This is a genomic window from Actinotalea sp., from assembly GCF_035443605.1.
In the GTDB taxonomy this organism is placed as follows: Bacteria; Actinomycetota; Actinomycetes; order Actinomycetales; family Cellulomonadaceae; genus Actinotalea.
In genome coordinates, this window is record NZ_DAORSQ010000043.1 from 9,492 (window position 1) to 21,135 (window position 11,644).

Annotated in this window: 9 protein-coding genes; 4 read left to right on the forward strand and 5 right to left on the reverse strand. The window is 74.7% G+C overall.

The genetic code is table 11. The features are described 5' to 3' along the window. On the reverse strand, window positions 1-1,374 hold a 1,374-nt coding region (dnaG, locus tag PKY62_RS06660; protein WP_324535927.1), incomplete at its 3' end, for a DNA primase. Window positions 1,375-1,436: 62 nt separating this feature from the next. Next, window positions 1,437-2,729, reverse strand: coding sequence for a deoxyguanosinetriphosphate triphosphohydrolase (locus tag PKY62_RS06665; RefSeq protein WP_502875806.1), 1,293 nt, complete (start codon window positions 2,727-2,729; stop codon window positions 1,437-1,439). 92 nt (window positions 2,730-2,821) lie between these two features. On the opposite strand from PKY62_RS06665, the gene PKY62_RS06670 reads away from it, so the two are divergent. Further along, window positions 2,822-4,108, forward strand: coding sequence for an NAD(P)/FAD-dependent oxidoreductase (locus PKY62_RS06670; RefSeq protein WP_324535928.1), 1,287 nt, complete (start codon window positions 2,822-2,824; stop codon window positions 4,106-4,108). Between the two features lies 1 nt (window position 4,109). Then, window positions 4,110-5,867: a glycoside hydrolase family 13 protein gene (locus PKY62_RS06675; RefSeq protein WP_502875807.1), complete on the forward strand. Its 1,758-nt coding sequence runs from the start codon at window positions 4,110-4,112 to the stop codon at window positions 5,865-5,867. A gap of 48 nt (window positions 5,868-5,915) precedes the next feature. Here the strand turns inward: PKY62_RS06675 and PKY62_RS06680 are convergent, their stop codons facing one another. Continuing rightward, window positions 5,916-7,382 carry an alpha-amylase gene (locus PKY62_RS06680; RefSeq protein ID WP_324535930.1) on the reverse strand — a complete coding sequence of 489 codons (1,467 nt, stop codon included), beginning with the start codon at window positions 7,380-7,382 and terminating at the stop codon, window positions 5,916-5,918. 55 nt (window positions 7,383-7,437) lie between these two features. Then, window positions 7,438-8,940, reverse strand: a complete 1,503-nt coding sequence (locus PKY62_RS06685; RefSeq protein WP_324535931.1) for an outer membrane protein assembly factor BamB family protein — start codon at window positions 8,938-8,940, stop codon at window positions 7,438-7,440. Window positions 8,941-9,020: 80 nt separating this feature from the next. Between PKY62_RS06685 and PKY62_RS06690 the strand changes: the two genes are divergently transcribed. After that, window positions 9,021-9,581 (forward strand): hypothetical protein, encoded by a 561-nt coding sequence (locus PKY62_RS06690; protein WP_324535932.1) that lies wholly within the window; start codon window positions 9,021-9,023, stop codon window positions 9,579-9,581. On the opposite strand, the gene PKY62_RS06695 is transcribed toward PKY62_RS06690, so the two are convergent. Beyond that, entirely contained in the window at window positions 9,578-10,681 is a 1,104-nt protein-coding gene (locus PKY62_RS06695) for an AAA family ATPase (RefSeq protein ID WP_324535933.1), read from the reverse strand. The two genes, PKY62_RS06690 and PKY62_RS06695, sit on opposite strands and share 4 nt — an antisense overlap. 243 nt (window positions 10,682-10,924) lie before the next feature. Here PKY62_RS06695 and PKY62_RS06700 point away from each other — a divergent pair. Next, window positions 10,925-11,644 (forward strand): hypothetical protein (locus PKY62_RS06700; protein ID WP_324535934.1); only part of this gene is annotated, 720 nt, incomplete at its 3' end.

The window sequence follows — 11,644 nt, forward strand, 5'->3', positions numbered from 1 at the left end:
GTGCGCGGTCGCCTGCCGCCCCGCGACCGCCACGGCCTGGCGCACGGCGTCCTGCTCCATGCCCAGCCAGCCGGCGAGCATCCGGGCGTACTCGGGGCGCAGCGCCGCGTCGCGGATCCCGGCGACCACGGGTGCCGAGGCCCGCAGCGCGGCCACGCGACCCTCCACGGTGTCGAGGTCGTGCGCGCGCAGGGTCGAGCGCAGCACGAACTCGAAGAGCGGCTGTCGCCCGGCCACGAGCGCCTTGACGGCGTCCGGCCCGCGCGCCTGGCGCAGCTCGCACGGGTCCATCCCCGACGGCTCGATCGCCACGAAGGTCTGGGCGTAGAACTTCTGGTCCTCGCCGAACGCCCGGAGCGCGGCCTTCTGACCCGCGGCGTCGCCGTCGAACGTGAAGATGATCTCCCCGCCGACCGAGGTGCCCGAGGCGAGCTGCACCCCTGCGCCCGCCGACGTGTCCCCGACCAGCCGCCGCACGATCCGCGCGTGGTCCGGGCCGAAGGCCGTGCCGCACGTCGCCACGGCCGTCGGCACCCCGGACAGGTGCGCTGCCATGACGTCGGTGTACCCCTCGACGACCACCACCTGCTTGGCCCTGGCGATCTCGCGCTTGGCCAGATCGATGCCGTAGAGCACCTGGGCCTTCTTGTAGAGCGGGGTCTCCGGGCTGTTGAGGTACTTGGGGCCCTGGTCGTCCTCGAGCAGCCGGCGCGCGCCGAAGCCGACGACGTCCCCGGTGACGTCCCGGATCGGCCACACCAGGCGGCCGCGGAACCGGTCGTACGGCCCGCGGTTGCCCTGGCTCATCAGCCCAGAGCTGGTCAGCTCGCCCTCGGTGAACCCGCGCCCCCGCAGGTGGCGCAGCAGGTGGTCCCAGCCCTGCGGGGCGAACCCCACCCCGAAGTGCTCGGCCGCGGAGCGGTCGAACCCGCGCTCGGCCAGGAACGTGCGCCCGACGGCGGCCTCGGGGGTCGCGAGCTGCTCGGCGTAGTACGCCGCGGCGGCACGGTGCGCCTCGAGCAGCCGTTGACGTCGCCCCGGCTCCTCGCCGGGGCGCACGGCCCCGCCCTCCTCGTAGCGCAGCTGGACCCCGACCCGGCCCGCGAGGTGCTCGACCGCCTCGGTGAAGCCCAGCCCGTCGACCTTCTGCAGGAACGAGATGACGTCGCCGCCCTCGCCGCAGCCGAAGCAGTGCCACAGGCCGACCTGGGGCCGCACGTGGAAGGAGGGCGACCGCTCGTCGTGGAACGGGCACAGGCCCTTCATCGAGCCCACGCCGGCGGTCTTGAGCGTGACGTGCTCGCCCACGATCTCCTCGATCCGCGCGCGCTCGCGGACGGCTGCCACGTCCTCGCGTCGGATCCGCCCTGCCACGCCGTGAGTCTAGGTGCTGCGGCGGACGCCGTCCGGCCGTCGAGGGCCGCCGGCGGGCGCCGTCAGCCTCGTGGCGGGTGCAGGCGCGCGTGCCACTCGGCGGCGCTGACGTCGGTGAGCGATGCGACCTGGTCGACGACCACGCGCAACCGTGCCGCGTCGTCCGCCGCCTCGGCCCAGTCCGCCTGGAACGGGACCTCGAGGGCGTCGGGGGCGCGGTCCGCCAGGAGCACGACGAGCTCGGCGAGGATCTCGCGCTGACGGCGGTACAGCGGCTCGTGCTCGCGCGGGGCCATGACGTACCGCGCGGCCAGCCCCTTGAGGACGAGGATCTCGGCGAGGTCGGCCGGCGGCACCACCAGCTGGGCGGCGTACCGGGTCAGCGGTCCCGGCCCGTACCGCGCGCGGGTGGCGTCGATCGCGGCGCCCGCGAACCGGCCGATGAGCTGGCTCGTCATGTCCTTGAGCGCGGCGAGCGCGCGCCGCGAGCCGTCGTAGCCGCGCACCCACGGCTGCAGCGTGGGCAGGCGCCGCATCGCCGCCTCGAGGTCCTCGGTGCTGACGGCGGCGCCGTACCAGTCGTGCACCACCTCGGCGACGTGCGCGCGCACCTCGGCGTCGTCCAGCACGTCCAGCGCGAGGCGCCCGCCCACCACGGCGTCCTCGACGTCGTGCACCGAGTACGAGATGTCGTCGGCGAGGTCCATCACCTGGGCCTCGAGGCAGCGCACCCGCACCGGCGCGCCCTCGCGCAGCCAGGCGAACACGTCGGCGTCGTCGTCGTACACCCCGAACTTGCCCGAGGGTGTCCCGTCCGGCCGCGGCGGGGCGTCCGCGGCCGACCACGGGTACTTCACCGACGCGTCGAGGCTGGCCCGGGTGAGGTTGAGCCCGACGGCGCGCCCCGAGACCGGGTCGATCACCTTGGGCTCGAGCCGGGTGAGCAGCCGCAGGGTCTGCGCGTTGCCCTCGAAGCCACCGATCGACGCGCTGACCTCGGCCAGCGCGCGCTCGCCGTTGTGGCCGAACGGCGGGTGGCCCAGGTCGTGCGCCAGGCACGCCGCGTCGACGACGTCGGGGTCGCAGCCCAGCGCCTTGCCCAGCTCGCGGCCCACCTGGGCGACCTCGAGGGTGTGGGTGAGCCGGGTGCGCACGAAGTCGTCGCTCGCCGGTCCGAGCACCTGGGTCTTGGCACCGAGCCGGCGCAGGGCGGACGAGTGCAGGATGCGCGCGCGGTCCCGCTCGAAGGGCGTGCGCTGCCTGCTCTTCGGCGCCTCGTCGAACGGCCGCCTGCGGTCGGCGTCGGTGTACGGGCCGGCCACGGGGCCGGCCCGGCCGGTCGTGGTCTCGGGCACAGGTGAACCCTAGCCACGTGCGACGGGGTGGCGCCGGGGCCGACCCGCCCCGACCCCCAGCCCCCCACGGGGTGCGGCGCTACCCTCCAGGGATGGCCCTGCCCCGCACCGCCGATGCCGTCGTCGTGGGCGCCGGGCTCGCGGGACTCGCTGCGGCGCGCGTGCTCACCGGCGCCGGGCTCGAGACCGTGGTCCTCGAGGCGGGGGACGGCGTGGGCGGCCGGGTGCGGACCGACGTGGTCGACGGGTTCCGGCTGGACCGGGGCTTCCAGGTGCTGAGCACCGGCTACCCCGAGGTCGTCCGCGTGCTCGACCTCGACGCGCTCGATCTCCAGCCGTTCGCGCGCGGGGCCGTCCTCGTCACGGCCGACGGCCGCTACGCCGTCGGCGACCCGCGCCGTTGGCCCGCCGCCGCGCTGGGCTCCGCGCGCGCGCTGGGCTCGGCCCACGCTCCCCTGGGCCCGCCGCACGCGCTGCTCGAGCTCGTCCGGTTCAGTGGCCACGCCGCGACCACGCCGCCGCGACGGATCATCGCGGCCCCGGAGCGCAGCACGGCCAGCGAGCTCGAGCGCCGCGGCATCACGGGCGACGTGCTCGAGCGGTTCGTCCGCCCGCTGCTGGCCGGGATCGTGCTGGACGAGTCGCTGAGCACCTCCGCGCGCTTCGTCACGCTGGTGTGGCGCACGCTGCTGCGCGGCACGTCCGCCGTCCCCGCAGCCGGGATGGGGGCGATCGGGGCGCAGCTCGCGGACCGCCTGCCCGCCGGCACCGTCCGCCTGTCGACGCGGGTCCGGGCGATCACGCCCACCGGGGTGCTCACCGACGCCGGCCCCGTCACCGCCCGCACCGTGGTGGTCGCCGCCGACCCGCGCGCCGCCGTCGGCCTGCTCGACCTGCCGCCCGTCCCGATGCGGGGTGTCAGCACCTACTACCACCTCAGCACCCACGCACCGGGCCCGGACCGGGCGATCGTGCTCGACGCGCGCGGGCCGGGCCGTGGGCCCGTCGTCACCACCGTGGTGCTGAGCAACGTCGCACCGTCGTACGCGCCCGACGGGCGCGCGCTGGTGGCGAGCTCGGTCCTCGGCCGCGAGGCCGTGCCTGAGGCCGTCGTCCGCGCAGAGCTCGCCGTGCTGCACGGCGCGGACACGCGCGACTGGGTCCACCTGGCGACCGTGGACGTGCCGGACGCCCTGCCTGCCGGCCCCCTGCCGCCGTCGCTCCGGCTGCCGGTGCGCCTGGCCGAGGGCCGCTACGTGGCGGGCGACCACCGCGACACCCCGAGCATCCAGGGCGCGCTCGTCTCGGGCCGGCGCGCCGCGCGGGCCGTGCTGCGCGACCTCGGCCTCGTCGAAGGTCCGACGCAGCGCGTCGGGTGAGATGGGAGAGTTGACCCTCGTGACCTCACTCTCCCCCGGCTCCGGCGACGACCGGTCGACCACCACGACGCTCATCCACCCGGCACGGCCCGCCTCCGAGTGGTGGCGCACCGCCGTGATCTACCAGGTCTACCCGCGCTCGTTCGCGGACAGCGACGGGGACGGGGTCGGCGACCTGCGCGGGGTCACCGCACGGCTGGGCCATCTCGCGCGGCTCGGCGTCGACGCCCTGTGGCTCTCGCCGTTCTACCGCTCGCCCCAGAACGACGGGGGCTACGACGTCGCCGACTACCGCGACATCGACCCCCTGTTCGGCACGCTGGCCGACGCCGATGCGCTGCTCACCGAGGCGCACCGCCGCGGCCTGCGGGTGTTCGTCGACCTCGTGCCCAACCACACGTCGGCCGAGCACCCGTGGTTCCGCGCCGCCATGGCCGCCGCGCCGGGCAGCGCCGAGCGAGCCCGCTACCTGTTCCGCGAGGGACGCGGGCCGGACGGCGCGGAGCCACCCAACAACTGGCGCTCGGTGTTCGGCGGGCCCGGCTGGACGAGGGTCACCGAGGCCGACGGCCGCCCGGGCCAGTGGTACCTGCACCTGTTCGACGTCACCCAGCCGGACCTCGACTGGGACAACCCCGAGGTCCGGGCCGAGTTCGAGTCCGTGCTGCGGTTCTGGCTCGACCGGGGCGTCGACGGTTTCCGCGTGGACGTCGCGCACGGCCTGGTCAAGGAGGCCGGCCTGCCGGACTGGGCCGGGCGGTCCTCGCTGCTCGAGGTCGACACCGGCCCGGACGCGCGCGACTCCTCCGGGCCGATGTGGGACCAGGAGGGCGTGCACGACGTCTACCGCGCGTGGCGTGCCGTCCTCGACGAGTACGACGGCGACCGTGCGATGGTCGCCGAGGCGTGGGTGGAGCCGGTCGCGAACCTGGCCCGCTACGTGCGGCCGGACGAGATGCAGCAGGCCTTCAACTTCGACTTCCTCATGGCCCCGTGGTCGGCGCCGAGGCTGCGGGAGGTCATCACGTCCTCGCTGGGCGAGATGGACGCCGTCGGCGCCCCCACCACGTGGGTGCTGTCCAACCACGACGTCGTGCGGCACCCGAGCCGGCTTGGCCTGCCCGCAGACGCGCCGTGGCCGCACGGCATCGGGGCATCGGACACCCAGCCCGACGAGGAGCTGGGCCTGCGCCGGGCCCGTGCGGCGGCGATGCTCATGCTCGCACTGCCCGGCTCGGCCTACCTCTACCAGGGTGAGGAGCTGGGCCTGCCCGAGCACACCACGCTCGACGACGCCGAGCGTCAGGACCCCGTGTGGCCACGCTCGGGCTTCACCGAGCGCGGGCGGGACGGCTGCCGCGTGCCGCTGCCGTGGGCCGCGGCCGAGCCGGGTCTCGGCTTCTCGCCGACCGGGCTGACCTGGCTCACGCAGCCCGCGTCGTTCGTGCGGTACGCGCTGGACGCCCAGCAGGGCAGGCAGGGCTCGACGTTCGAGCTCTACCGGGGCGCGTTGCGGCTGCGCAAGGAGTTCCGGCTCGGCTCCGGGTCGCTCGCGTGGGTCGACGGGCTGCCCACGGGCGCGGGCCAGGCCCTGGCCTTCGTCAACCGCGAGGTCCTGGTGCTCACCAACACCGGGACCAGCGCGCTGCGCCTGCCGGCGGACCTCGACGTGGTGCTGACGTCCCAGCGCCTGCCGCTTGCCAACGACGGCGCGTGGCTCGTACCGCCGGACACGACGGTCTGGGCCCGGCTGACCTGAGGGTCGGCGGGGGCGCGGGCCCGGCGCGAGCGCGGCACGGGCCGCCGCTCAGCCCTCGGGCTGCGCACCGACGTGCAGCGCGACCGCCGTGCGTCCGGGCACCGTGACCTCGACGGACCCGCCGACGACGGTCACCTCGCCGCCGGCGCAAGCACCGTCCACCGGGGCGCCCGCGACGACGTCGCAGTAGGTGCCGTCCGGCAGGGACGTGGACAGCGTGTCGGTGCGCTCGTCCGGGGAGCCGTTGACCACCACGAACGCGGTCTCACCGCGGCCGAAGGCGATCGCCTTGGTGTCCGTCCAACCGTCCACGACGGCGCCGTCCGCCGCGGCGATCCGCCAGCCGATCATCCCGGTGAGCGCGGGCCAGCGGTGCTGGCACACCCAGGCGCCGTCGGCGAGCTCGGCGTCAGGGCCGGAGCCCTCGGCGCACACCGCGTCGAGCACGGCGCCGTCGGCGTCCTGCTCCGGGCCGGCATCGCGGTCCGTGAACGCGTAGCCCGAGTACAGGACCGGCGTGCCGTACGACCCGGCGAGCATCAGCACGTCGGCCAGCACGGAGGACCACCCGTCGTCCCAGCGCAGCGTCGACCCGTTGCGCTCGGTGTCGTGGTTCTCCACGAAGACCACGGCGGCCTCGCTCGGCAGGGACCCGGGCGAGCTGCCGAGGCCCTCGGCGCGGTCCACCGAGCCCGTGCGGCCGATGGACTCCAGCTCGCGGCCGTAGAGGAAGTCGAAGACCTGCCCCGCCGCGACGTAGTCCGCCGGCTGGATCGGCTCCCCCGCCCCGCCGATGACCTTCTGGAGGATGCGGGTGCCCTCGGGCAGCTCGGCGACCACAGCCGCGACGTCGTCGGCCGCCATGTGCTTGGCCGCGTCGATCCGGAAGCCCGCGACGCCGAGCGAGAGCAGGTCCTCGAGGTAGGCGACGATCGTGGCGCGCACGTGCTCGGAGCCGGTGTCGAGGTCCGCGAGGTTGACCAGCTCGCAGGTCTGGACCTCGTCGGCGTCCTGGTAGTCGGCGATGTCGTCGTCCGACGCCAGCCCGCAGTGGTGGAAGTCGCCGTCGGCGTCCGAGTACAGGCCCGGGTACTCGTAGTGCTCGTAGTCGGTGCCGGCCCAGCCGACACCGCCGTCGGAGTCCCCCGTCATGTGGTTGACCACCGCGTCGGCGATGACGGCGACGCCGGCCTGCCCGCACGTGTCGACCATCGCGGCGAACTCCTCACGGGTGCCGAGGCGTGACTCGACGCGGTGCGAGACCGGCTGGTAGGCCGTCCACCAGGCCTCGCCGAGCACGTGCTCCTGCGGCGGGGACGTGAGCACCCAGCCGTAGCCGGCGGGACCGAGCACGTCGGTGCACTCCGTGGCGATCGCGTCCCAGGTCCACTGGAACATCTGCACGCCGACGTCGGAGGCCGGCTCGGGGTCCGACGGGGTGCAGGCGGCGAGGGAGGCGGTTGCGAGCGCCAGGCCGACAACCGGGCCGGTCCCGCGAGCGAGGGCACGACGCATGGGCTCCACCTCGGTGCTGGCGGCGGCGGTGCCGCGGTGGTCGGGTGCGGCCAGCCTACGTGCTGCCCAGGGCGGCGAGCCCGTCCTGCCGGACGAGGAACAGCCGTCCGCCGAGCTGGATCAGGGCGACGCCGTCCTCGATCGTGCTGCTCCAGCGGGTCTCGCCGGTGTGCAGGTCCAGGCCGACGATCGCGCTCCCGTAGTCCTCGAGAAGTGCGACTGTGCCGCCGTCGCTGACCACAGAGCTCACCCAGGGATCCGAGTCGACCGACCACAGCGCTGTCCCGTCGGCCAGCGACCACGCACCCACGGCCTCCGACCCCGCGACCACGAGCACCCCGTCGAGCCGCAGGGGGGCACCGCCGGCCTGGGCACCCGCCGTGCCGAGGTCTCGCCCGGTCGCCGCGTCGACGAGCGTCAGCCGGCCGGAGTCCCCCTGCACGAGCAGCGTGCCGGGCCGCGATCCGTCGTCCACCGCGACCCGCGCGATCTGACCGTCGCGCTCGAACCGGTCGCTGCCGTCCCGCTCGCTGACGACCACCCGTGCGGTGCCCGCCGGGGACAGCACCGTGCGCGCCACGCCCCCGCCGGGCACGGCCAGCTCGGCGACGGCCCAGGACAGGTCGGCGCGGTAGTCCCACACCCCGGGATCGTCGAGCAGCGCGCCGTCGGCGTCGTCGAGGACGACGGAGGTGAAGCGGCCGGAGGCGTCCCCCGCGGTGAACCGCAGCGCCCCGTCGCCGAGCTCGGCGAAGACGTTCCACGTCCCCTCGACGAGCCCCTCGGTCCCGCCCTCCACCAGCGGCTCGGGCAGCACCTGACGCCAGACCTCCCCGGTGAAGGGCGACCAGCGCACGGCGGTCAGCGCTCCCCGCGCGTCGAGCCCGTAGACGAGCAGGTCGCCGACCAGCGGCACCGGGTACCCGCCACCGACCTCGAGCGCCAGCGACGCCAGCAGTGCGCCGGTCGCCGGCTCCCGCGACTCGACGAGCGTGCGGTCCGGCGACGAGCCAGACGCCGTGCAGACCACGCGGGCGCCCTGCGCGGCGTCGACGGCCGGCGGCAGGCCGTAGATCCCCCAGTCCGGCCCGCCCCTGGTCCACGCCTGGCAGCTGTCGCCGGCGGTCTCGACCTCCCACACCACCGACCCGTCGGCCGGGTCCAGCGCCGCGACCGTCGTCGGCATGAGGCCCGGGCCGTCCCCCCCGGCGTAGCGCATGACGACGAGGCCGTCACCCGCCGCACCGACCGGGTAGACGTCCTGGGCCTCCCACACCGTGACCGGTGGCTCGTCGAGCGAGCCGACCAGGCCCTCGACCCCCGCGAGCACTGCGGCCCGCTCGGCCGCGCGGTGCGCGTCGAGCAGGACGACGACCGCGAGCAGGACGGCCCCCGCCGCGACACCCCGCGTCCACGCACGCTCGGAGACGCGGGGGCGGTGCGCGGCCGCCCACCGGGCGACCCGCCGGGGAGTGGCAGGGCCGGCGTCGTCGCGCGGGCCCCGCGGCTCGTCGTCCTCGACGAGCTCGACCTCGACGAACTCGTCCCCCCGGGCCATGCCGCGAGCGTACGACGTCACGGAGCGCGTGCGGCGCGCTCTGGTCAGGTCAGGGCACCGGACCACCGGGAGGAGTCCCCATGACGGCGCGACGACGCGGCGCGCGGTACTGGATCGGCCGGTACCTGCCGAGCGAGCTGGCCGCCACGGTGGGTGCGATCGGCGGGGCATGGCTCGCCCACCGGGCGACCGGCTCGCTCGCGGCGGCCGCCGTCGTAGGCACCGTCGTCGAGGGGATCGGGTTCTACGCGGTGTCCGTGGCCCGGATGCTCGCGGCAGAGCTGCGCTCCGATGCGCCCCGCCGGGACCCCGCAGTGGCCCGGGGCGCCGCGCGACGCCGCCGTCCGACCCGGGTGCTGCGCGCCCTGCTGCGCACGGCCGCGCTCACGGTCGCGGAGTTCGGGCCGGCCGAGGCGCTCGACACGCTGCTCGTGCGGCCGGGGCTGATGTACGTCGCGCCGCTGGTCCTCGGCTCGCCGCTGCTCGGCTGGACCGTCGGCAAGGTCGCGGCCGACGTCGTCTTCTACGCCGTCGCCGCAGCGTGCCACCTGCTGACGACGCGCGCTGCCGACGTCGCGCCGCCCAGCCACGACCGTACGGTCGCGCCGGCAGAGAGCCCCGTCCGCGCCGAGCAGCCCTAGCGCCGGGGCCAGGCCCACGCGGGGCCGTCGAACGCCAGCTGCCCGGCGACCGTCGTCGCAGCGCCCTGCCGGACGAGCTCGATGACGTTCGCCTCGGGCCGCAGCGCCTGGACGAGCTCGCGCGCGTGGGTCACCACCACCAGCTGGGTGCGATCGGCCGCGTCGGCGACCATCGCCGCGAGCGCGGGCAGCAGGCTCGGGTGCAGGCTCGCCTCCGGCTCGTTGAGCACCAGCAGCCCGGGCGGCCGCGGGGACAGCAGCGCGGCGGCCAGCAGCAGGAACCGCAGCGTGCCGTCGGACAGCTCCGCGGCGCCCAGCGGGCGCTGGATCCCGGGCTGGCGCAGGGCGAGACGGCACGTCCCGTCGTCGTCCTCGGTGAGCACCAGCCGCGAGCCGTCGAAGGCCTCCCCGACCGCGGCGTGCAGGGCCTGCGCGTGCCCGATCCGGTCGATGGTCGTCAGCGCCGCGGCGAGGTCGCCCCCGCCGGGGCTCAGCACCGGCGTGAACGTCGCCACGCCCGGACGTCGTGCCGGGGCGTCGGCGTCGGTGCGCAGGTGGTCGTAGAACCGCCAGCGGCGGGCCTGCTCGCGGATGGCGTACACCTCGGGCGCCTGCGCCGGGTCCACGAGCGCCGCCATGAGCGACTCGTGGTCCCCGAGCCGCCACGGGGCAGGGCGCCACCCGCCATCGGCGTCGCGCGTGCGCACCAGGGGCCCGTGCCGGTCCGCCAGGAGGGTCGCGGGGCGCAGCAGCTCCCCCGCCCAGATCGCCTCGGCCTTGATGACCGGGTCGAGCGGGAACGGCCCCATGGTGGGCAGGCCCAGGTCGATGGCATAGGACAGGTCGTCGCTGGCGAAGCCCAGGCGCATCGCGACGCGCTCGGCGCTCCGGCCCCCGGCGTGCAGCGCCGAGCGCATCCCGCCCTCCTGGGCGAGCGTCGAGATCGCCCCGGCCCGCACGAGGTCGGCCAGCAGGCGCAGCGCGCGGTAGACGCTCGTCTTGCCGGTGCCGTTGGCCCCCGTGACGACGTTGAGCGGGCCGAGGCCGAGCACGACGTGCCGCAGGGAGCGGTAGTTCTCGATCGCGACGGTACGCAGCACGGCCCGACCCTAGCTGGACCCGGCCCTCCGCTCCGTGGCTGCCGTGGGAGCAGAGAGGTCTAGCGGAGGATGCCGGACCTCGGGAGGCTCGACCCCTTGAGCAGTGCACCCAGGCCGCCAGTGGACGACCACGCCTACGCAAGCACGAAGAACCGAAGGTCCCCCAGCGGCAGGGGCCGCGTGCTACGGTCGACCTGCGACACGAAGTCGTAGCCGCTTTGACATCGCCATGGGGGCGCATGGATGGTCAACGCACAGAACGCAACGGATCGCAGGAAGCGGCGCTGGCTCATAGCCCTCATCCTGATCAATGTCGCCCTGACGCCTCTTTCCTTCATACCTACGGACTCCCGCGTCTCCACGGCGATTCGCATTCTGGCATTCCTCGCAGTCCTCGGCGCATTGACCTTGGCCGGAGCGACCCTCAACCTTCCTCGCATGACGGGCTGGAAGCGGGGCATTGCGGTTGGCGTTCCCCTGGTCGCCGCAGTCGTTGCTGGTGCAATTGCCTTCGGATACATCACCAGCGCCAGCACTAGTGATGCAGTGGAGGACGACGCGTTCCAGATCGATATGCTGACTGACAGCAGCCCCACCATCCCGGTGTCCCGGATCGTCGTCAGTCCTTCCGACGCGACCTCGGCTGCCGCGATCGAAAGCGCTGCCGACATCGCCGGGGCCCTGAGTGTCATCGAGGGGGCGGCCGCCCAGGAGTTGGTTGCGGCCGCTCAAAACTCCAACTACACCTCCAGGCGAGGAGGCACCCTCGATTGGGAGGGCGCCATTGTTGAACGCAGCACGACGATGCGACTGGTCACGATTCCCTTTGTAGGGACCGACTTCCCGGAGATCGACAAGATCGTCTTCATGCTCGCAGCCCATAACGCTACAGTTGTCGAATTCTCAACCCAGATTGTCGACGAGTCTACTGTGAACTTCCGAATGTGGCAGAATGGGGCAGCG

Coding starts and splice junctions, on each gene's coding strand:
- PKY62_RS06690 (WP_324535932.1), top strand. CDS start 9,021: ATGACGGCGCGACGACGCGGCGCGCGGTACTGGATCGGCCGGTACCTG.
- PKY62_RS06685 (WP_324535931.1), bottom strand. CDS start 8,940: ATGGCCCGGGGGGACGAGTTCGTCGAGGTCGAGCTCGTCGAGGACGAC.
- PKY62_RS06670 (WP_324535928.1), top strand. CDS start 2,822: ATGGCCCTGCCCCGCACCGCCGATGCCGTCGTCGTGGGCGCCGGGCTC.
- PKY62_RS06675 (WP_502875807.1), top strand. CDS start 4,110: ATGGGAGAGTTGACCCTCGTGACCTCACTCTCCCCCGGCTCCGGCGAC.
- PKY62_RS06680 (WP_324535930.1), bottom strand. CDS start 7,382: ATGCGTCGTGCCCTCGCTCGCGGGACCGGCCCGGTTGTCGGCCTGGCG.